This window comes from Salinispora sp. CH2A1_6 (genome assembly GCF_056820975.1).
Map to the genome: position 1 here is coordinate 468,495 of NZ_JBXEDG010000012.1, position 19,232 is coordinate 487,726.

Below are 19,232 nucleotides of genomic sequence, written 5' to 3' on the forward strand. Positions count from 1 at the left end.
GCGGGGCCGGATGGGTCCGACCCCCGCCAGCCCACGCGGCCCTCTAGGCTGTCCGACCGTGAGCAAGCGTCGAAAGAGTCAACGGGCCGGGCACACCACCGGGAAGCGGGAGAAGATTCGGGATGTCTTCGTGCCCCGCCCCTTCGAGGGCCTGACCGACGAGCCAGAGTGGATCGCCCTCCGCGAGCTCGTGCCGGCCGCCACCGCACCCCTGCGCCTCGCACCCGACCTGGTGACCGAATTCGGCGAGCGGGAGGTCCTGCTGGCCACCGTCCTGCCGGCGGCGGCACCGGCGATGGTGCAGCCAACCGGCCGGGTGTTGCTCGGCCTCCAGCGGCATCAGCAGTCCGGCGATGTCTCCCGGGACCTGGCCGAGGCATTGCTCTGCGCGCTGCGCACCGAGCCGGGCCGCCAGGTCAACGTGCCGCCGCTGCCCGGCCCGGGGCCCCGACTGCCGGACGTGCTGGTTGATGCTCCACTGGAGATCACCCTGCACGACAGCTTCCAGTTCTGGCTCGACCCGGACTCGGCTGACAATCCGACCGTGCAGGCGTCGCTGGAGCGGGCCAACGCCGCGATATACCCGACCGTGCGGCTCACCGCCGCCCATGCCGCCTACTGGTGCCAGGTCCCGGAGAAGGCGCACGTCCGGTGGGTGCTCCCCGATGACGAGGACGCCGCCCTGGACGCGCTGGCCCACCTCAGCGTGGCCGGCACACTGACCCTGGGCGAAGAGACAAAGTTCGCTGGCATGTTCCGCGCGCACGGCCGCCTCGCACCGGTCTGGGATCTTCCTGAGGAGACGCCGGCCAGCCACTGGGAGCAGCCGGTGGCGGAGTTCGCCGAACGCTACGCCGCGGCCCTGGCAGCTGCCGTCCCCGTGGACGCGACGGCCCGACGCGCGCGGCACGGGCTCCTCGGCCGCCAGCTCACCCTCCGTTGAGTCCGCGCGGCCGGCGGAGGGGAGAGGCCAGATCAGTCTCCCGGCCGAGAGGGGCGCGGAGCAGTGGGCAGGACATGCACCGGGGGCCGCCCCGGCCGGACCCCAGCTCTGAACCGGCGATCGGGACAACCTCGATGCCGGCTCGCTCAAGCTGCGCGTTGGTCTCCGTGTTCCGTTCGTAGCTGACGCAGAGCCGGGGTGCCAGGGCAAGGGTGTTGTTGCCGTCGTCCCACTGTTCCCGCTCGGCGGTCACCGGATCCAGGCCGGTGTCGATCACCCGCAGCTGGTCCAGGTTCATCGCGTCCGCGGCGGCCCGCAGGAACGGCGCCGGCCCGTCCAACCGCAGATCATCGCCGTCCGTCCCGGCGATCACCGTGTACGCGACGAGCGTGCTGGCGATGTTCGGGTACATCAGCACAGCGTCGGCGTCCACCATCGTGCAGACGGTGTCGAGATGCATGGTGGCCCGCTCCTGGGCGATCGGCACGACCAGAATGGTGTGGGCCAGGTCCGCGGCGAAGACCTGGCGGGCGAGACGCTCGGCACCCGCCGGCGTGGTCCGCTCGCCGACCCCGACCGCCAGCACTCCGGGGGCGAGCAGCAGCACGTCCCCGCCCTCCAGATGCTCCATCCCCGGGCGGTATGCCAACTCCGTGCCGGCGAAACGTGGGTGGTGGCGGTAGATGGCGTCGGTCAGCGTGCTCTCCCGACGACGGGCGGGCATGGCCAGGCTGGTGACGGCCACCTGATCGCCGATCCAGACCGAGGAGTCGCGGGTGAAGAGCAGGTTCGGCAGCGGGTCGATGACGAAGTCGTGCCGGTCCATCAGCTGGTAGACCAAGCCGCCGGGACGCTCCCGGCCGACCCGCAGTTCCTCGTGGGCCAGGCCGGCGATGAGGACACCGGCCAACATGGCCGGGTCAAGGTAGGCGAGGTGGTCAGCGACCCGGGCGCGGAGCTGGTCGCCGAGCCGGGGCGAGCGCAGCACCTGCTCGGTCAGCTCCGCCCGAGCGTCGTCGCCGGCGAGGGTCTCGGTGAGCAGCTCTGCCAGGTGGAGCACCTCCACGCCGCGCTCGCGCAGCGCCGCCGCGAAGGCGTCGTGCTCCTCCTGGGCGCGGCTGACCCAGGGGATGGCGTCGAAGAGCAGCGAGCCACTGTTCCGGGGGGTTAGCCGGGCCAACTCGGGCCCGGGGCGGTGCAGCATGACCGTACCGAGGCGACCAACCTCACTGTCCACGTAGTGGCCCACCCTTCGCAGCCTAGAGCCTGAGGTCACGGCGTCCGACAGAAACAGCGATGGATGAACGCGGCATTCATCCGCAGTCACTCCGGCGCTCCAACTTGCCCACTCGGGGGAGTAGCGACGTAGAGTAGCGGGGACATAACTTCGAGGGACCTTTTGCCGGAGGTCGCGATGACTGTCTACCCTGCTCGCCGAGCCGCACCCTCCGCCCAGGCGTTACCGCCGATGGCGGTGCCGCGCCCCCGGGTGGATAAGCCGGGCACACTCACACCACCCCACTCCTCACCGCTCGAATGGGCGCGCCGCCGACGGGCCGAGCGAGGAGCACGGCGGCTGGAGGCAGCCGGGGCACGGGCCCTGGGTCGTCTCGACCAACTCGGTCCGGCCTGGCACGTGATCGAGTGGCCGCGCACTGACTCGATCGACCTCCTCCGCGACGACGCCGACAGCGAACGCGCCGGCTTCCTCGCGATCGGCCCGAGTGGGCTCTACGCGGTAACCATCGTTGACCACGGTCGGGCCCGGGTGCTGGTGGCCGGTGAGGTCGTGCAGATCAACGGCAAGCGTCCGGCCCACGTGGCGGAGGCACGTAAGGACGCGAGGCGGGCGAGCAAGGCCCTCAGCAGTGCGGTCGGGCTACCAATCCCGGTGACGCCGGTGCTGACCTTCGTCGGCTCCGGCGTCATCAGTGTGTACGGCCTCCCGGAGGACTGTCTGATGGCCACTCACCGGGAACTGGACCGGCTCCTCGTCGCCGCCGGAAACCGAATCAGCCCGGAAACCGCGGCCAAGCTGTCCCGGGTCGCGCAGCATCCGGGCACCTGGCGCACCGGCAGTCATCGCCCGGCGGCCGACTACCGGTGGTATGGCGACGGCAGCTGACAAGCCGGTGCGCCGACGGTACCGTCGGTGGGAACATAGCGCGGCCCGGGTGCGATCGACGCCCGTCAGTCGCGCCGCCGCCGGCCCGACCTCCGCCGCCTTCCCCCCCAGGTAGGTACGGCTCAGCTCGCCGCGGTCGGCGGAGATGCGTAGGGTCACGCTAGCGTGGACAGACCCGACCGGGGTTTACAGAGGAGGTGCGGTGGCCCACGTCGAGCTCTCGCTCTCAGAAGTCCGCGTGCCGGCGGTAGGGGCACCGGCAGAGCAGGAGTACGACAACGTCACCTCCTGGTCGGCGACCGTCTCCCGGGCCGCCGAGCCCTGCGTGCTCATCGCTGCCGACACTCGCGTGGTCGCCGTCTCCGCCTCCGGGTCCCAGCTGCTCTTTCTCGGCGGCTGCCAGGACATGATCGGGCAACCGCTACTCGACGGTGGCCTGCGGTTACTCGACTTCACCGCCAACCGGGGCGAGCTGACCGAGCCGGAGCTCGACAAGATCCCACCGCTCCTCGCCATCACCTCCGGCGGCCTGGCCCGCGGGCTGCTCCGGATCAAAGGAGTGTCGGCGGGCGCACCGGACGCCACCGTTGACGCCATCTCCACCCCGGTTCACCGCGCCGGCGTGGTTGTCGGCTCACTCACATTCTTCTCCGAGGTCTGACCAGCACACGGCATGTGGCGCGCGCCGCACGCGGTGTGCTGGGGTAGGAACCTTCCGAGGCCGTAAGGTGCCCTCATGCTGGATATCGCTCTGCTGCCGGGTGATTACGCTGTCTGCCGCCTGGCAGCCGGCTCTGCCCTGCCGCCCGGTCTGTCGGGCGGGCTGAGCGACAATGACGTGGTCACGGTGAGCTGGACCACCGACGGCGTGTCCGTGATCTGTCCCGCAGCACGCGCACCGGCACAGACCGAGACCACCTGGCGTTGCCTACGCGTGGTCGGCCCCTCTGACCTTGCGCTCTCCACCGGCCTGACCGCTCTCATCGACCCGCTGGCCGGCGCCCGCGTCTCCGTGGTTGCCTTCTCCACCCACGACACCGACTACCTGCTGGTCCCGGCGGTCCGCCTCGATCAGGCCGTCACCGCGCTCGACCAAGCCGGGCACCGGGTCCGCACCTAGCCAGAGCCGGTGTCGCGGCTCGCCCGCAGCGCGGCGGACCGGTGGTCGTTGGCCTCGGTCGTGGTCGAAGCCAGAGACCCGCGGGTTGCTGTCGAGACGAGACCCCGCCGAGGCTTCACCAGACCAGCGGACCCTCCTACGATGGGGCTTCCCACCCGTCTGCGCTCACTCACGTCGATTCGAGGATCGTCCGTGCCGTCCGGCTCACCCCGCCCCAGCGCTCCCGCTCCGCCCACCGACCGGTCCCGGCCTGGGTCGCCGTACCGGCGTGGCTGGTCGAAGACCCCGGCCACGACCGTGGTCGGGCTCGTGGCGCTCCTGGCGGTGCCACTCACGTCGGGCTGCGGCACCCCGCCCGAGCTGCGGGATGCCCAGCCGAGCCAGTCAGCTCGGTCCGCATCACCCAACCCGACCGACACCGCACCCACCACTGCCGCGGCGCCGCCGCCAACCGGGGCGCCGGCCCCGACGGCCAGCAGCACCCCGGTCGCCGTCCGGTGCCCCGCCGGCCCGTCCAGCCAACAGGTGACCGCCCTGGTACGCGGGCAGGACCTGCTCCCCGCCGACGCCCAGGTACGGGTGCTGACCGGGCCGCTCTGCGCCGACGACTGGCACTACACCCTCCTCGCCGTCACCGGCTACGAACCGCTCCAGGTCGTCAGCCGTGGTGCCGGCACCGCACCACGCCTGGTCACCGCCGGCACCGACGTCTGCACAGCCGAGGTACGCGTCATCTCCCCGACCGGCATCCGGACCCTGGCCTGCGACGCCGGCTCCGGTCCGTAGGCTGTCGCCATGCCGGGAACACCACCGACCCGCTTTGTCTACCTCGGGCCCGAGGGCACCTTCGCCGAGCAGGCGCTGCGGACCATCCCCGCGGCCGAGCGGGCCAACCGGACGCCCGCCCGCAGTGTCGGCGAGGCGCTGGAGAACGTACGCGTCGGTGCCGCGGACGCGGCGCTGGTGCCGCTGGAGAACTCCATCGGCGGCGCGGTCGGGGTGACGCTGGACGAGTTGGCCGAGGGCGAACCGCTGGTGATCACGCGAGAGGTGATCCTGCCGGTGCAGTTCGTGCTCGCCGCCCGGACCGGTGGACACCTCGGTGCGGTGCGCAGTGTCGCCGCCCATCCCCAGGCGTCAACGCAGTGCCGGGCGTGGCTGCACGCCCACCTGCCCGACGCGGCGGTGGTCGACGTGCTCTCCAACGGGGCGGCGGCGGTCGGGGCGGCAGCCGGCGATTTCGACGCGGCGATCTGCGCTCCGATCGGCGCGGCTCGACACCGGCTCGCGGTACTGGCCGACAAGATCGCCGACCACCCGGACGCGGTGACCCGATTCGCGCTCTTCTCCCGACCGGGGCCGCCCCCGCCGCCCACCGGGGACGACGTGACGTCGCTGGCGGTCTATATCGCCCACGACCGGGTGGGCGCGCTGCTCTCCGTGCTGATGGAGCTGGCCGTGCGTGGCGTCAACCTGACCCGGATCGAGTCCCGGCCAACCGGCGAGGCGCTCGGCCGGTACGTGTTCTTCCTGGACTGCACCGGTCACCTGGCCGATGCCCGGCTCGGCGAGGCGCTACAGGGGCTACGTCGGGTCTGCGCCCAGGTGCGCTTCCTCGGGTCGTACCCCCGGCACCGCTGGACCGACGGCGAAGGCGAACGGTCGACCCCAGCCCCACCGGGGGCCGTTGACACCGACTATGTTGACGCCGCCGCCTGGCTGGCCCGACTGCGTAGCGGGGATCTCCGCTGAGACCGGCCGCCGCGCGGCCCGACGGGCTCAGCCCCAGCCCAGCTCGTGCAGGCGCTCGTCGTCGATACCGAAGTGGTGGGCGATCTCGTGCACGACCGTGATCGCCACCTCCTCCACCACCTCATCCTCGGTGTCGCAGATGCCCAGGATCGGGTTACGGTAGATCAGGATGCGGTCGGGCAGTACACCCGAGTAGTCCCAGCCGCGGTCGGTCAGGGCGTGCCCCTCGTACAGGCCGAGTAGCTCCTCGCCGGGGGGTGGGGTGTCCTCGACCAGGATGACCACGTTGCTCATCAGGCGGAGCAACTCCTCGGGCACCTCGTCGAGTGCGTCGCCGACCAACTCCTCGAACCGCTCCCGGTTCATCTCCATGGCCACTGCCTCATTCTGCCGGTCCCCGCGGTTCCGGAGGGGAGCCCCACCCCGACCAGCCCGCCGGCGGGCGGGCCGCGATTCGGTCCGGCCCACCCCTGGCTGGTTGTGCCATGATGCGGATCAGACTCGCCGATCCGAAAGGTTTCCGATGGATCCGGAGCAGCCCATCCCCCGACAGGAAGACCGGTCCGACAGCATCGCCGGCGGGCAGCGGGGTAGGGCCGATCCTCACCTGTCGGACCGTCGACGCGGCGTCACCCGGCTCCTCCACGACCGGCGCCCGCCACTCGTTCTCGCCGGGCTCGGGGCCGCCGCCGGGCTGGCCTCGCTGGTGGGTGAGTGGGTGGTGCTACACCTGCCGACCGGCGGTCCGGCCGGTGGTCCGATCGAAATACCGGAGACGGTTGACGAGGTGGGCAGTTTCGGTACCGCCTACCTGGTCGGCGTCCTCGGTCTGGCCGTAACGGTCGCCCTCGCCCTGCGCGGCACCGGAGCCACCCGGTCACACGCCCGCGTCGCCGGCCTCGCCCTGGCGGCTGCTCTGCTCGCGGTGCTGGTCGCCGGGGCGACCACGATCGGCGACACGGACGTGCGCGCCATCTACTACCGCGGCCAGGAAGGCTTCGACATCGCATACGGGCGGGGGATGGTCACCGCCTTCCTGACCTGCGCCCTACTCGGGGCTGCTCTGCTGCTCGCCCCGGCCGCCGGCAGGCCCGCCCCGGCCGCTGGCAGGCCCGCCCCGGCGCCGGAGGCCGGTGCGGCGACACCGGGCCGACGACCGCGTTCTCGCCGTGGCACCGCGGTGGACGACCTGCCGCCCCCCGCCGATCTCACCGTCGGCCCGACGGCCCCGTTCGTTCGCCCGGACTGATCGAGCTGAGCCGAGCCACCGGGCACCATCCTCCGGCTTGCCCAACCACCGGCGCTGCCGCCAGCCCAGCCACCCGTTGGCACCAGATTCACCGGTTAGCCATGGTGACGCCTGCCTCTGCGAGGTACGGTTGCTGCCCGCCGTAACGCCGGGTCACACGAGTGACGACTGGCCGCGACGGCGGCGGGCGAAGGAGGAGCCATGGTCCGCCCGGGATTACCGAAGTTGATCGCCACCGATCTGGACGGGACGCTCGTCCGCAGCGACAACACCGTCTCCGCGTACACGCACGAGGTGCTCGACCGGATGCGCGCCGCCGGCATTCCGATGGTCGGCGCGACCGGTCGCGGACCACGGCTGACCGAGCTGACCCGTAACGACATCCGCGCCGCCGACTTCCTGGTAATGGCGAACGGCGGCTGGGTGGTGGACCAGAGCGACCCGGACGGGCCGTTGGTGCTCCGCGACGAGTGGTTCTCCGGTGCGGTGCTGGCGGAGCTGCTGACCGAGTTGGAGGCAGCCCTCGGCCCGCTGACCGTCATGGTGGAGTCGTCCGACGAGTCCAACGCACCGCTCTGGGGGGACTACCACGCGAGTTGGCCGTACCCGGACCTGTTCGAGGCGCGCAGCCGTGCCGAGTGCCTCGCCGGAAATGTGATCAAGGCTTTCGCCCGGACCGCCGACCACCACACCGATGAGCTCCTGGCGATGGCCCGGCGAGTCATCCCACCGCACGCCGCCTCGCTCACCCAGGCGGGCCTGGGCTTCATCGAGATCTGCCCGCCCGGCGTGGACAAGGCGACCGGGCTTCGGGTGGTCGCCGAACGACTCGGCGTGGATCCGGCGGAGGTGCTGGTCTTCGGCGACCAGCCGAACGACCTGCCGATGTTCTCCTGGGCGGGGTGGGCCCGGGTGGCGGTGGCGAACGCGCACCCGGAGGTGCACGCTGCTGCCGACGAAGCTACCCTCCGTAACGACGACGACGGGGTCGCCGTCTACCTTGACCGGCTACTGACCCGCTGACGGCGGCCCGGGCGGCACCGATCAGAGATACTGGCCGGTGCTGTGCCCCTCGCCGCCCGCCGACTGCCCCATCCCGGGCATGCCGGGCGCGATTCCACCCGGCCCACTGGGGAGGGCCTGCCGACCGGAGCGCATCTGCTCCAGCTGCACCCGGGCGGCCATCTGCTGGGCGACCAAGGCGGCCTGGATACCATGGAAGAGCCCCTCCAACCAGCCGACGAGCTGCGCGTGCGCGATCCGCAACTCGCTCTCGCTGGGCGCCTTCTCCTCGGTGAAGGGTAGGGCGAGACGCTCCAGCTCCTCCCGCAGCTCGGGGGCGAGCCCCTCCTTGAGCTCCACGATGGACCGCTCGTGGATCTCCCGCATCCGGTGCCGGCTGGCATCGTCAAGCGGGGCAGCCTTGACCTCCTCCAACAGCTGCTTGATCATGCTGCCGATCCGCATCACCTTGGCGGGCTGCTCGACCAGACGGGCCGGGTCCTCCTGGGCCTCGTCGGTCTGCACCGTGCCGACTGGACGGCCGTCCGGTCCCACCACCACCACGGTGCCGCTCCGAGCAGCATCGTCCTGGCCCTGCTCGTCAGCCTGGTCCTGCACGTCGTTCTGTCCTGCGGACTGCGCTTCGGTCATGCACCCATCTTTCCCCAGCCACCGACGGCGCTGCCCCCCGGGAGCAACGATCAGCGCCGATCGGGGCAACCCGCTACCGTCACCGGCATGTCCAGCGACCCGCGTGCCGTACTCACCCGCCCCGCGCCGGCCCCGGATGCCACCGTCGCCTACGGCGCCCATCCGGACCAGGTCGCGGATCTGCGCCGGCCAACCGGTGCCGGGCCGGCCCAGCGGCTGGTGATCGTCGTGCACGGCGGCTTCTGGCGGGCGGAGTACGACCGCCAGCACACCGGGCCGCTGGCGACCGCGCTGGCCAGGCTCGGTCACCCGGTGGCGCAGGTCGAGTACCGCCGGACCGGGCAGCCCGGCGGTGGCTGGCCGGAAACCATGACCGATGTCCTGACCGGGGTGTCCGAGCTGCCCCGACTGACGGCCGAGGCGTTCCCCGACGCGGTGGCGGCCGGCCCGCCGATCCTTATTGGTCACTCAGCCGGTGGGCAGCTGGCCCTCTACGCCGCCGCCACCCGGCCCACCGGGGTCGGCGGGGTCCTCGCCCTGGCCCCGGTAGCGAACCTGGCCGAGGCCTATCGGCTGGACCTGGACACGGGTGCGGTGGCCGCACTGCTCGGGGGCGGCCCAACCGAGGTGCCGGACCGCTACGCGGCCTGTGACCCGCGTTCATTGCCGCCACCAAAATCACGGACAGTAGTTGTGCATGGCACCCTCGACCAACAGGTTCCGGTAGCGATGAGCCGAGAGTTCGTCTCCGCCGGGCACGCCACGGGCGGCGACATCCGCCTTCTTGAACTACCAAACTGCGAACATTTCGGCCTCATCGACCCGGAATCCGCGGCTTGGCCGACGGTCGTCTCCGCGTTGCATTCCCTAAACAAACCTAAGGGTTAGTTGACGCAGCGTGGCGGAGCAGGGTAGAACGCCGGGTGGACAAGCAGCACCGCCAAGCTTCTGGAAAGAGACCCGGTGACACAGGTAAACCGCAGGAAGGCCCTGCAACTACTGGCCGCGCTCGGCACGGCCGGACTCGTCGCGGGATGTGGCCCCAACAGTGATTCCGGAGCCGCGGCTGCACTGAGCCCGATCAAGATCGGCATGCTCATCCCGCAATCCGGCGATCTCGTCGAGGTCGGGACCGAGGTGGCCAACGGCTTCCAGCTCTTCCTGGATCTCAACGAGGGGCAGCTCGGCGGGCACCCGACCGAGCTGGTCACCGCCGATGAGGGCAGTGACGCGAAGTCCGGCCAGGCCGCGGTTGAGGAGCTGCTTCAGCAGGGAGTGCTGGCCCTCACCGGCGTGGTCGGCTCGGCAGTCATGCTCGGCATCCGGGACACCGTGGAGCAGGCCCAGGTGCCGCTGGTCGGGTCCAACGCCTCCCCCAGCAGCCTGCAGAGCGTCGTCTACATCTGGCGCACGTCATACGTGCTGGACGAGGCCGGTCGGGCCCTCGGCGGCCACCTGAACAAGACGCTCGATCCGTCGGCGCGGCTGGCGATCATCATGCCGGACTCCCCGGCCAGCAAGGACGTACTCCGGGGCTTCCAGGAGGAGTTCGGTAGCTCCGACCCCCGGATCGGGGATCCGGTTACCTGGACGGAGGAGATCTCCGGTACCCCGGGCAAGAACGCCTACCGACGCGATATCGCCACGGCGCTCAAGCGTGACCCGGACGGCGTCTTCTGCTTCTTCGCCGGCACCGCTGCGGTGGAGTTCCTCAAGCAGCTCCGCGCGGAGGGGTACACCGGTCCCATCTACGCCCCGGGCTTCCTGACTGAGGGGAACGTCCTGGCGAGTTTCAAGGACGAGACCGATGTTCTCGGCATCCAGACCACCCTGAACTACTCGCCCGACGTCAGCAACGCGGCCAACCGGCTCTTCGCCTCCGCGTACCGCAAGAAGTACGGCACCTCGCCGACCGCGTACGCGACGGCGTCGTACGATGCGGCGCACGTTCTCAACCAGGCGATCCGGCGGGCTGGCGAGTCACCCACCCCGGCGGAGGTGAACCTCGCGCTCGGCAAGATCGGCCGGATTGACAGCCCCCGCGGCGTGTGGCAGTTCAACCAGTCGCGCACCCCGCAGCAGCGGTGGTACCTCCGGGAGGTACAGCTCGACGGCCAACTCCTCTCCAACGTGCTCTTGACCGAGCTGGCCACGCTCGGCTGAGCGGGGCGGCTCGGGTCCGCCCGCTGGCCACCTGCCGGCACTGCGCCGCTCGGCAGCGAGCGCTGGTGGCGCAGTTCGGCTACGAACGCTGGTGACGCAGTTCGGCGATGCAGCACTTCACGCTTCCGCCGCCCTTGCGCAGCTCGGCCAGCGCCACCGGCACCGGCTGGTAGCCGGCGGCCGCCAGCTTGTCGGCGAGGCCGGTCGCGTCGCTGTTCAGGACGATGTTGCGTCCGTCGCTGACCAGGTTCAGACCGAACGCGAGGGCGTCGGCGTCATCGGCGATGACGGCCGCCGGAAAGAGCTGCGCCAGAACCTTCTGGCTGGCGGTGGAGAAGGCGCCCGGGTAGTAGGCGATGTTACTGTCGTCGATCGATGCCAGCGCCACGTCCAGGTGGTAGAAGCGGGGGTCGACCAACCGCAGCGAGACCACCGGTCGACCCAGCGCCTCCTGCGCCTCGGCGTGGGCGGCGGGCTCGGTCCGAAAGCCGTAGCCAGCCAGGACGAGACCACCGTGCGCCGCCGGCAGGTACGCGAAGTCACCCTCGCCCTCGTTGGTAACGGTCGGGGCGATGAAGTGCCAACCGTGTGACTGGTAGAAGGCGCGGTGGGCTGCGGCCTCGGCGCTCCGCTGCGCATGCTTGAACCGCGCGCCGTAGACGGTGCCGTCGACGACGAAGGCACCGTTGGCCGCGTACACCATGTCGGGCAGCCCCAGCTCGGGAGTGAGCAGGCGGACGTTGTGGCCAAGCCCGACCAGCGTCTCCCGCAGCCGATCCCACTGTTTGACCGCCAACTCCACGTCAACCGCGGCGGTGACATCCATCCACGGGTTGATTGCGTACTCGACCGCGAAGTGTTTGGGCGGGCACATGAGATATGTCCGCTTTCGCGGCACTCGCTGCTGGTTCACGATTACCAAGGTAGGTATCGTTTAACAACGGTAACAGCCGCAAATGTTGCTTCCAGGAGGCAGAACATTGCAGATCGACGCAGTAGATCAGCGAATCATTGCGCTGCTTGTCGCCGACGCCCGTGCGTCGTACGCCGACATCGGACAGCGGGTTTCCCTGTCCGCTCCGGCCGTGAAGCGGCGGGTTGATCGGCTGCGCGCGACCGGAGTCATCCGCGGATTCACTGCCGTCGTTGACCCGGCCGCGGTGGGCTGGACCACCGAGGCGTTCGTCGAGCTCTTCTGCGCCGGTCGCACCACGCCACCGCAGATCGGTGTCGCCGCCCGCCGACACCCCGAAGTCGTCGGGGCCTACACGGTCTCGGGCGAGGCGGACGCCCTCGTCCATCTGCGTGCCGCCGACATCGCCCACCTCGAGGCCGCGTTGGAACGACTGCGGGCGGAGTCCTTTGTGACCTCCACCCGCAGCACCATCGTGCTCTCCCGGCTCGTCGAGTCCCCCGGCGTCGGCCCATCCCCCGACTGATCACTATCGCTGCTGCTGCCCCGCGGCCACGCCGTGTCGTTGGAGGTGCGCCCCGCCGCCGCACCGCACGGCACCACTCGGCACGGCACGGCACGGCACGGCACGGCAGCGAGCCGCACGGAACCACGGGCCGGCCGGCGGCGTCGGAGGGGGCATGACATCGCGCCGTCCCACTCTTGTCGCGGGTACGCTGCTCGCACTCCTCCTGCTCGCGGGGAGCGCCGCCGCGACCCGGTCACCGGCACCGAAGACGCCACCGGCCGGGCCCGAGTCACCACTACAGCTGGTCTCCTTCGACTCCTGCGCCGATGCGCTGGCCGAACTGCGCGCCGCGACCACAGCCGAGGTCGGCCCGTGGGGGCTCACCAACGGTGCGCCCCAGCAACGGGGCAGACTGGAAGCGCAGGACGCCACCAGCAACACCGCCGCGTCGGAGCCGGCCGGGGAACACTCGCTCACCAACGGGTACGAGCCCGGCGTTGACGAGCCAGACCTGGTCAAGACCGACGGGAAGCGGATCGTCACCATCAGCCAGGGCGTCCTCCGAGTCGCCGACCCCACCACCCACCGCTTCACCGGGCGGCTGGACCTCAACGACGGCCCCGACCAGCGCCACTGGGCCCGGCACGACCTGCTCCTGGCCGGCGATCACGCGATGGTCCTCACCGACGCGGCACCGATGGTCCTCCCCGCGGCCGGCCTCGGCCGCGAGGACATCGCCGCGCCGCAACCCGGATCGAACCTGCCCGCCGCGACCCGGCTCCACCTGGTCGACCTGAGTGGCCCGCCCCGGCTGCTCAGCACATACGACATCAGCGGTCGTACCCTTGACGCCCGACAGACCAGGAACACGGTCCGGGTGGTGGTCCAGTCCTATCCCCAGGTGACCTTCCCAGAGCTGCCCGCCGCCGACGAGGCGGCCCGCGAGGAGGCGAACCGGGCCGCGGTCAGCGCCGCGGGCATCGAGGCATGGCTACCGGCCTACGAGTGGACGGCCGGAGCGGACAATGGGAGCGGTCGGGTTGGCTGTGACCGACTCAGCCGCCCACAGACCGGCACCGGCTCCGCCGTGCTGACCGTGCTCAGCTTCGACCTCACGGCTGACCGGCTCACCGACGGAGCCCCGGTCAGCGTGGCCGCCGACGCGGACACCGTCTACAGCACCGGCGACAGCCTCTATCTGGCCGGCCAGCGACAGCTGGCGGCATCGCCCACTCCGGGCCGGTGGCCCGACCCGGTCGGCGCGTCGGTCACCGACATCTACCAGTTCGACACCACCGCCGCCGGTCGCCCCCGGTACGTCGCCGCCGGCTCGGTGCCCGGCCGGCTGATCAACCAGTACGCCCTGTCCCAGTGGCAGGGCCACCTACGCGTCGCCACCACCACCACCACCACGGGCCAGCTCACGGCCACCACAGGCCAGGACGCCACCACCACGAGCCGGGCGGCCACCACCATCACGAGCCAGGACGAGCGCAGCTCGGAGTCCGGCATCCACGTGCTGCGTCGACAGGGCGAGGTGCTGACCCGGACTGGTGCGGTAACCGGCCTGGGCCCGGGGGAGCGGATCTACTCGGTGCGCTACCTCGGTGACACCGCGTACGTGGTGACGTTCCGGCGGACCGACCCGCTCTACGCGCTCGACCTGAGCGACCACGCCGCCCCCCGGGTCACCGGGGAACTGAAGATCACCGGCTACTCGGCCTACCTACACCCGGTCGCGGACGGTCGGCTGCTCGGCATCGGGCAGGAGGCTGACCTCGACGGACGCACACAGGGGGTCCAGGTCTCGCTCTTCGATGTGCGGGACCCGACCCAACCGCTCCGGCTGGACCGCTGGCACCGCCCGGACGCCTGGTCCGTCGCCGAGCACGACCCGCATGCCTTCCGGTACGACCCGAGCACCGGGCTACTCGCTGTCCCGGTCAACGCCGGCCTGCGGCTGTTGCGGGTCTCCGGGGACACCCTCACCGACCAGGGCGAGGTGACCCACCCGGCGGGTGGGCGCATCACCCGTTCGCTACTCGTCGGCGACACCCTCTGGACGGTGTCGGACGCGGGCCTGCGGGCCACCGACCCGACGACCGGGCAGAGTCTGGCCTGGCTGCCGAACAGCTGATCAGCTCTGGCCCGGCGGGTGGGCCTGGTTGTTCGGCGTTCCGGGCTCACCCGCCGTACCCAGCTCGATCGGCCAGTCGGCGGCCAACTGATTGATCCGGGCCAGGGCGGCGGTCGGCTCCGCGCCCCCGCCGACCGCGACCCCCACCAGGTAGGCGGCGACCGGCGCGCCGGGACGCAGTACCTGATGCGCCACCTCCCGCGTCAGGTCGAGCACCGCTGGCACCGGCACCCGAGTCGGGTCGAGGCCGAGCTCGGTGCAGACCGCCGTCACCCAGTCGTCCATCGATGTCATCGCACCCACTCCTCTGCCCGGCGTAAATCCTCGTCAGTGTCACAGTCGAACCATGGTGGGGGGCCATCTCCACGCCACGGCACCTCGCGTACGGCCAACCCGTGCAGCAGAGCCCGCAGTGACGCCCCGGCCAGGGGACGCTGGGTGGCCAGCCGGGTGAACGCGGCTCGCAGCGGGGCGACCCGCCACACTCCGCAGAGCGGCTGCCGCCGCCCGGTGTCGTCCACGAAACACACCCCGTCAATCCCGCCGGGACCCGCCGGTTGGCTCCCGCCCCGCTCGCCGTCGAGCTGGCCCAGTAGTTCCCGGACCGCGTCCCGCGTGAACAGCGGCAGGTCGGCGGCGAGGAGGGCGAGGAGCTCCACCTCGGCGGGCAGCAGGGCCAGCCCGGCCGCGGCAGCGGCCACCGGCCCCCCGCCCGGCGGTGACTCTCGGGTGATCAGCACGTCGGCCGGCGCACCGGCCGCCGGGCCCACCAGGATTCGCGGTGCGGCGTCGCCGACCGCGGCCAGCACCCGGTCCCGCATCGGACGGCCACCGACCGGCCGGGCTGGCTTGTCCACGCCGTCCATCCGTCGGGCCGCACCCCCGGCCAGCACCACCGCCGCGTACCTGCGCACCCGGCTACGGTACCGACCGAGCCCGCCGGCCCCACGCCCACCTGCGCGAACAGCGGCCCATCGAGGGCTGATCCCGCCGCCCGCACCGACCGCCCACCACCACGACCACGCGGTACTCCGCCCTGACCGCCGTCCACCCCTGTGGACGACACGCGGTCCATTCACAGCTACGGTGGGTAATTGCGCTGGTGGCGGCGACTTCTCAGCCTCCGCTGCCCTCGACCCGCCCCCAACCACTACCGTCCGACCCATGGATCTGGCGTATCTGCGGGCCCACCCGGAGCACCTGCCGACCTTCCGGACCCACCAACGGATCCGGGAGACACCGGTCGCCGGCGGCAGTAGCTGCACCGCCACCCGGCTCACCCTCGACGACGGGCATTCGGTCTTCGCGAAGGCCTGGCCCGAGTCGGCCCCCGAAGACCAGCCGGGGCACTTCTTCGCCAGCGAGGCGGCGGGGCTGCGCTGGCTACAGGAGGCGGACGCGGTCGCCGTACCGGAGGTGATCGTGGCACTGCCCAACCTGCTGGCGCTGGAGTGGGTCGAGCCCGACGAGCCCGAACCGGGGGCCGCCGAGCGGTTCGGCCGGGAACTGGCTGCCCTGCACCGGGCCGGCGCCCCGGCCTTCGGCGCCGAGTGGCCGGGCTTCATCGGGACGCTACCGGCGGACAACACCCCGGACGAGGGCCCGTGGTCGCGGTGGTTCGTCGAGCGCCGGCTCCTGCCGTACCTGCGCATGTCGGTCGAGAACGGCGCACTCGGCCCGACGGAGCGGAAGCTGGTCGAGCAGGTCGCCGATCGGGCCGCCACCCTCGACGGCGACGAACCGCCGGCCCGGCTGCACGGTGACCTCTGGCCGGGCAACCTGCTCTGGAGCAGCGACGACCGGGTTTGGCTGGTTGATCCGGCAGCGCACGGTGGCCACCGGGAGACCGACCTCGCACAGCTCGCGCTCTTCGGCGGCGCACCGCACCTGGACCGGATCCGCGCCGCCTACGACGAGACGTGGCCGCTGGCCGACGGCTGGCGGGAGCGGATCCCGCTACACCAACTCCACCTGCTGCTGGTACACACCGCGATCTTCGGTGCGTCCTACCGCGAAGCGGTAGGTCACACCGCCCGGAACGCCCTGCGCGCCTCGAACGCGCTACCGTCAACAGGTGAGCGCCGCCCGACCGACCGCTGGCGTCCTCGTTGACCGGCACGGCCGCGTCGCCCGAAGCCTGCGTGTCTCCCTGACCGACAAGTGCAACCTGCGTTGCACCTACTGCATGCCGGCGGAGGGGCTGCCCTGGCTCGCCGGGCCGCAGCTACTCGACGACGACGAGGTGGTCCGGTTGATCCGGATCGCGGTGCAGCGCCTCGGTGTGACCGAGGTGCGGTTCACCGGTGGTGAGCCGCTGATCCGGCCCGGCCTGGTCGGCATCGTCGCGGCGGTCGCGGCGCTGGCCCCCCGGCCGCGCATCTCGCTGACCACCAACGGCATCGGTCTGGACCGGCTGGCACCGGCCCTGCGTACCGCTGGCCTGGACCGGGTGAACGTCTCGCTGGACACCCTCGACCGGGAGCGGTTTGTCCGGCTGACCCGACGGGACCGACTGGATGCGGTGCTCGCCGGGTTGACCGGCGCGGCCAGGGCCGGGCTGACCCCAGTCAAGATCAATACAGTCCTGATTCACGGTATCAACGAGGACGAGGCGCCCGCGCTGCTGCGCTTCGCCTTCGACAACCACTACGAGCTGCGCTTCATCGAGCAGATGCCGCTGGATGCCCAACGCGGCTGGGACCGGTCAACCATGGTGACCGCCGACGAGATCCTCACCCTGCTCCGGGCCGAACACACCCTGGTGCCGGACCCCGCCCACCGGGGCGCGGCACCGGCCGAGACCTGGCTGGTCGACGGCGGCCCGGCCCGGGTCGGGGTGATCGCCAGCGTCACTCGCCCCTTCTGCGGAGAGTGCGACCGTACCCGGCTCACCACCGACGGTCAGGTCCGCGACTGCCTCTTCGCCAGCACCGAGTCCGACCTGCGCGGAGCGCTCCGCGCCGGGGCCGGCGACGACGAGCTCGCCCGCCGCTGGCAGGCCGCGATGTGGGGTAAACGGGCTGGCCACGGCATCGACGACCCGGGGTTCTTGCAACCCGACCGCTCGATGTCCGCGATCGGAGGCTGACATGTCCGACCTGCGGGGGCCAGCGACCGACGCCCAGCCCGACCGGATGACCACGACGCTCACGATCCGCTACTTCGCCGGGGCCCGGGCGGCGGCCGGATGCGCTGAGGAGCACCTGCCCGCCGGCCATTCGCTGGACACGGTCCTGACCGACATCGCCGACCGACACGGCGAGCGGCTCCACGCGGTACTGAGCGTTGCCAGTTTCCTGGTTGACGGGGTGAACTGGCACGATCGGCGGGCACCGCTGCCCGCGGGCGCCACGATCGATGTTCTGCCCCCCTTCGCGGGTGGCTGAGGGAGGCACAACCTTGTTCGTGGTACTGGGGTTCGTCGCCGCCATGGCCCTGCTCACCGGCCTGGTCCACCTCTACCTCTGGAAGCGGCTGGTACGCGACACCACCCGGCCGGGGCTCCCACGACGCGTCGGGGGTGTCACCATGCTGGTGCTCGCGGTGCTCGCCCCAGCCACGATGGTCGGCACCCAAGCCGGGGTGCACTGGCTCGCCTGGCCGGGCTACCTCTGGCTCGCGGTCCTGTTCTACCTGCTGGTCCTGCTGGTGGCCCTGGAGCTACCGATGGTGGTCGCCCGGCTGGTGCTACGCCGCCGGATGGCCGCCGCCACGCCCACCGCCCCGGCCCCAGAACCCGCCCTGGTGACGGCCGGCGGGTCGGCCGAGCCGCCGGCCACCGCCCCGCCCGCCGGCGGGCAGCCGGACCACGATCCGTCCCGCCGGTTACTCCTCGCGCGCGGGGCGGCGATCTTCGCCGGACTCACCGCCACCGGCCTGACCGGCTACGGCGTGCGCACCGCCCTCGGCCCACCCCAGCTGGACCGGGTGCAGGTCCCCCTGGCCCGGCTGCCCCGGAGCATGGACGGCCTCCGCATCGCCACCGTCTCCGACATCCACATCGGCCCGCTGCTCGGGCGCGCGCACACCGAACGGATCGTGGCCACCATCAACCGGCTGGACGCCGACCTCGTCGCGGTCGTCGGCGATCTGGTGGACGGCTCCGTCGCCGAGCTGGGCGAGGCGGCGGCACCGCTACGCGACCTGCGATCCCGACACGGCAGCTACTTCGTCACCGGCAACCACGAGTACTACTCCGGCGTGGAGGAGTGGGTGCAGGAGGTGGACCGCCTGGGCCTGCGGGTCCTGCAGAACCACCGGGTGGAGATCAAGGCCCGGGGCGGGGCGCTCGACCTGGCCGGGGTCAACGACGCCGATGCGGCCGGCACCGGGGTGGCCGGCCCGCCGGACTACGCCGCCGCCCTCGGTGACCGGGACCCGACCCGACCGGTGGTACTCCTCGCCCACCAGCCGGTCGCGGCGTTCGAGGCTGCCAAACACGGTGTTGACCTGCAGCTCTCCGGGCACACCCACGGTGGGCAGATGGTGCCCTTCAACTATCTGGTGCAGCTCGAGCAGCCGGTGGTCTCCGGCCTCGGTGAGGTCAACGGCACCACGGTGTACGTGACCAACGGCGCCGGCTTCTGGGGGCCCCCGGTCCGGGTTGGCGCCGAGCCACAGGTCACCCTCGTCGAGCTGCGTTCGACATAGTGCAGCTCACGTGAGCGCG

At 71.5% G+C, this 19,232-nt stretch carries 22 protein-coding genes; 16 read left to right on the forward strand and 6 right to left on the reverse strand.

The features are described from left to right. The first annotated feature begins 10 nt into the window (after positions 1 to 10). Positions 11 to 943 (forward strand): DUF5926 family protein, encoded by a 933-nt coding sequence (locus AC1UKG_RS17760; RefSeq protein WP_050564289.1) that lies wholly within the window; start codon positions 11 to 13, stop codon positions 941 to 943. Here the strand turns inward: AC1UKG_RS17760 and AC1UKG_RS17765 are convergent. Further along, positions 930 to 2,192, reverse strand: a complete 1,263-nt coding sequence (locus tag AC1UKG_RS17765) for an arginine deiminase (protein ID WP_018745554.1) — start codon at positions 2,190 to 2,192, stop codon at positions 930 to 932. The genes AC1UKG_RS17760 and AC1UKG_RS17765 overlap by 14 nt on opposite strands. 165 nt (positions 2,193 to 2,357) lie before the next feature. Here AC1UKG_RS17765 and AC1UKG_RS17770 point away from each other — a divergent pair, with 165 nt between their 5' ends. From AC1UKG_RS17770 to pheA, 5 genes are all read left to right on the forward strand, one after another. Then, the gene (locus AC1UKG_RS17770) at positions 2,358 to 3,068 is read left to right on the forward strand and encodes a hypothetical protein (RefSeq protein ID WP_026271528.1); all 711 of its coding nucleotides are present in this window, start codon (positions 2,358 to 2,360) and stop codon (positions 3,066 to 3,068) included. Positions 3,069 to 3,270: 202 nt separating this feature from the next. Beyond that, positions 3,271 to 3,729 (forward strand): hypothetical protein, encoded by a 459-nt coding sequence (locus tag AC1UKG_RS17775; RefSeq protein WP_029124213.1) that lies wholly within the window; start codon positions 3,271 to 3,273, stop codon positions 3,727 to 3,729. 75 nt (positions 3,730 to 3,804) lie between these two features. Further along, the gene (locus AC1UKG_RS17780) at positions 3,805 to 4,188 is read left to right on the forward strand and encodes an ACT domain-containing protein (protein ID WP_018745557.1); all 384 of its coding nucleotides are present in this window, start codon (positions 3,805 to 3,807) and stop codon (positions 4,186 to 4,188) included. A gap of 192 nt (positions 4,189 to 4,380) precedes the next feature. After that, the gene (locus AC1UKG_RS17785) at positions 4,381 to 4,974 is read left to right on the forward strand and encodes a hypothetical protein (RefSeq protein WP_482643210.1); all 594 of its coding nucleotides are present in this window, start codon (positions 4,381 to 4,383) and stop codon (positions 4,972 to 4,974) included. A 9-nt stretch (positions 4,975 to 4,983) separates the two neighbouring features. Further along, positions 4,984 to 5,940: a prephenate dehydratase gene (pheA, locus tag AC1UKG_RS17790; RefSeq protein ID WP_018745560.1), complete on the forward strand. Its 957-nt coding sequence runs from the start codon at positions 4,984 to 4,986 to the stop codon at positions 5,938 to 5,940. Between the two features lie 27 nt (positions 5,941 to 5,967). Here the strand turns inward: pheA and AC1UKG_RS17795 are convergent, their stop codons facing one another. After that, a complete protein-coding gene (locus AC1UKG_RS17795; RefSeq protein WP_018745561.1) occupies positions 5,968 to 6,312 on the reverse strand; it encodes a metallopeptidase family protein in 345 nt (114 codons plus the stop codon). A 151-nt stretch (positions 6,313 to 6,463) separates the two neighbouring features. On the opposite strand from AC1UKG_RS17795, the gene AC1UKG_RS17800 reads away from it, so the two are divergent. Beyond that, complete coding sequence (locus AC1UKG_RS17800; protein ID WP_018745562.1) at positions 6,464 to 7,189, forward strand: hypothetical protein; 726 nt, start codon at positions 6,464 to 6,466, stop codon at positions 7,187 to 7,189. A gap of 201 nt (positions 7,190 to 7,390) precedes the next feature. Continuing rightward, a complete protein-coding gene (locus AC1UKG_RS17805) occupies positions 7,391 to 8,212 on the forward strand; it encodes an HAD family hydrolase (protein ID WP_018745563.1) in 822 nt (273 codons plus the stop codon). A 21-nt stretch (positions 8,213 to 8,233) separates the two neighbouring features. Here the strand turns inward: AC1UKG_RS17805 and AC1UKG_RS17810 are convergent, their stop codons facing one another. After that, positions 8,234 to 8,842, reverse strand: coding sequence for a bacterial proteasome activator family protein (locus AC1UKG_RS17810; protein WP_018733047.1), 609 nt, complete (start codon positions 8,840 to 8,842; stop codon positions 8,234 to 8,236). Between the two features lie 87 nt (positions 8,843 to 8,929). Here AC1UKG_RS17810 and AC1UKG_RS17815 point away from each other — a divergent pair, with 87 nt between their 5' ends. Next, positions 8,930 to 9,730, forward strand: a complete 801-nt coding sequence (locus AC1UKG_RS17815) for an alpha/beta fold hydrolase (RefSeq protein WP_475890235.1) — start codon at positions 8,930 to 8,932, stop codon at positions 9,728 to 9,730. A gap of 75 nt (positions 9,731 to 9,805) precedes the next feature. Then, complete coding sequence (locus AC1UKG_RS17820) at positions 9,806 to 11,005, forward strand: ABC transporter substrate-binding protein (protein WP_018814604.1); 1,200 nt, start codon at positions 9,806 to 9,808, stop codon at positions 11,003 to 11,005. 79 nt (positions 11,006 to 11,084) lie between these two features. Here AC1UKG_RS17820 and ddaH read toward each other — a convergent pair whose 3' ends face one another. After that, positions 11,085 to 11,879, reverse strand: coding sequence for a dimethylargininase (ddaH, locus tag AC1UKG_RS17825; protein WP_018814603.1), 795 nt, complete (start codon positions 11,877 to 11,879; stop codon positions 11,085 to 11,087). 106 nt (positions 11,880 to 11,985) lie between these two features. Between ddaH and AC1UKG_RS17830 the strand changes: the two genes are divergently transcribed. Then, entirely contained in the window at positions 11,986 to 12,444 is a 459-nt protein-coding gene (locus tag AC1UKG_RS17830) for an Lrp/AsnC family transcriptional regulator (RefSeq protein WP_012015722.1), read from the forward strand. 154 nt (positions 12,445 to 12,598) lie between these two features. Next, positions 12,599 to 14,563 (forward strand): beta-propeller domain-containing protein, encoded by a 1,965-nt coding sequence (locus AC1UKG_RS17835; RefSeq protein WP_482642828.1) that lies wholly within the window; start codon positions 12,599 to 12,601, stop codon positions 14,561 to 14,563. Here the strand turns inward: AC1UKG_RS17835 and AC1UKG_RS17840 are convergent, their stop codons facing one another. Both AC1UKG_RS17840 and mobA read right to left on the reverse strand, forming a co-directional pair. Beyond that, positions 14,564 to 14,857: a DUF6457 domain-containing protein gene (locus AC1UKG_RS17840; protein WP_482642827.1), complete on the reverse strand. Its 294-nt coding sequence runs from the start codon at positions 14,855 to 14,857 to the stop codon at positions 14,564 to 14,566. Beyond that, positions 14,854 to 15,477, reverse strand: a complete 624-nt coding sequence (gene mobA, locus AC1UKG_RS17845) for an NTP transferase domain-containing protein (protein WP_018745569.1) — start codon at positions 15,475 to 15,477, stop codon at positions 14,854 to 14,856. The genes AC1UKG_RS17840 and mobA overlap by 4 nt, the downstream gene beginning before the upstream one ends. 250 nt (positions 15,478 to 15,727) lie before the next feature. Between mobA and AC1UKG_RS17850 the strand changes: the two genes are divergently transcribed. From AC1UKG_RS17850 to AC1UKG_RS17865, 4 genes are read left to right on the forward strand one after another with little or no spacing between them, the layout of a single operon-like run. Next, positions 15,728 to 16,675: a fructosamine kinase family protein gene (locus AC1UKG_RS17850; RefSeq protein WP_482642826.1), complete on the forward strand. Its 948-nt coding sequence runs from the start codon at positions 15,728 to 15,730 to the stop codon at positions 16,673 to 16,675. Next, entirely contained in the window at positions 16,638 to 17,651 is a 1,014-nt protein-coding gene (moaA, locus tag AC1UKG_RS17855) for a GTP 3',8-cyclase MoaA (protein ID WP_482643211.1), read from the forward strand. Before AC1UKG_RS17850 ends, moaA begins: the two co-directional genes overlap by 38 nt. Before the next feature lies 1 nt (position 17,652). Further along, entirely contained in the window at positions 17,653 to 17,949 is a 297-nt protein-coding gene (locus AC1UKG_RS17860) for a MoaD/ThiS family protein (RefSeq protein ID WP_018745572.1), read from the forward strand. Between the two features lie 13 nt (positions 17,950 to 17,962). Continuing rightward, positions 17,963 to 19,213 carry a metallophosphoesterase gene (locus AC1UKG_RS17865; RefSeq protein ID WP_026271525.1) on the forward strand — a complete coding sequence of 417 codons (1,251 nt, stop codon included), beginning with the start codon at positions 17,963 to 17,965 and terminating at the stop codon, positions 19,211 to 19,213. The last annotated feature ends 19 nt before the right edge of the window (positions 19,214 to 19,232 follow it).

What these genes read in the sequence shown, in the direction of transcription:
- AC1UKG_RS17770 (WP_026271528.1), top strand. Translation starts at nt 2,358, where the DNA reads ATGACTGTCTACCCTGCTCGCCGAGCCGCACCCTCCGCCCAGGCGTTA.
- AC1UKG_RS17800 (WP_018745562.1), top strand. Translation starts at nt 6,464, where the DNA reads ATGGATCCGGAGCAGCCCATCCCCCGACAGGAAGACCGGTCCGACAGC.
- AC1UKG_RS17840 (WP_482642827.1), bottom strand. Translation starts at nt 14,857, where the DNA reads ATGACATCGATGGACGACTGGGTGACGGCGGTCTGCACCGAGCTCGGC.
- AC1UKG_RS17795 (WP_018745561.1), bottom strand. Translation starts at nt 6,312, where the DNA reads ATGGAGATGAACCGGGAGCGGTTCGAGGAGTTGGTCGGCGACGCACTC.
- pheA (WP_018745560.1), top strand. Translation starts at nt 4,984, where the DNA reads ATGCCGGGAACACCACCGACCCGCTTTGTCTACCTCGGGCCCGAGGGC.
- AC1UKG_RS17780 (WP_018745557.1), top strand. Translation starts at nt 3,805, where the DNA reads ATGCTGGATATCGCTCTGCTGCCGGGTGATTACGCTGTCTGCCGCCTG.
- AC1UKG_RS17810 (WP_018733047.1), bottom strand. Translation starts at nt 8,842, where the DNA reads ATGACCGAAGCGCAGTCCGCAGGACAGAACGACGTGCAGGACCAGGCT.
- AC1UKG_RS17835 (WP_482642828.1), top strand. Translation starts at nt 12,599, where the DNA reads ATGACATCGCGCCGTCCCACTCTTGTCGCGGGTACGCTGCTCGCACTC.
- AC1UKG_RS17760 (WP_050564289.1), top strand. Translation starts at nt 11, where the DNA reads ATGGGTCCGACCCCCGCCAGCCCACGCGGCCCTCTAGGCTGTCCGACC.
- AC1UKG_RS17815 (WP_475890235.1), top strand. Translation starts at nt 8,930, where the DNA reads ATGTCCAGCGACCCGCGTGCCGTACTCACCCGCCCCGCGCCGGCCCCG.
- AC1UKG_RS17850 (WP_482642826.1), top strand. Translation starts at nt 15,728, where the DNA reads ATGGATCTGGCGTATCTGCGGGCCCACCCGGAGCACCTGCCGACCTTC.
- AC1UKG_RS17805 (WP_018745563.1), top strand. Translation starts at nt 7,391, where the DNA reads ATGGTCCGCCCGGGATTACCGAAGTTGATCGCCACCGATCTGGACGGG.
- AC1UKG_RS17860 (WP_018745572.1), top strand. Translation starts at nt 17,653, where the DNA reads ATGTCCGACCTGCGGGGGCCAGCGACCGACGCCCAGCCCGACCGGATG.
- ddaH (WP_018814603.1), bottom strand. Translation starts at nt 11,879, where the DNA reads ATGTGCCCGCCCAAACACTTCGCGGTCGAGTACGCAATCAACCCGTGG.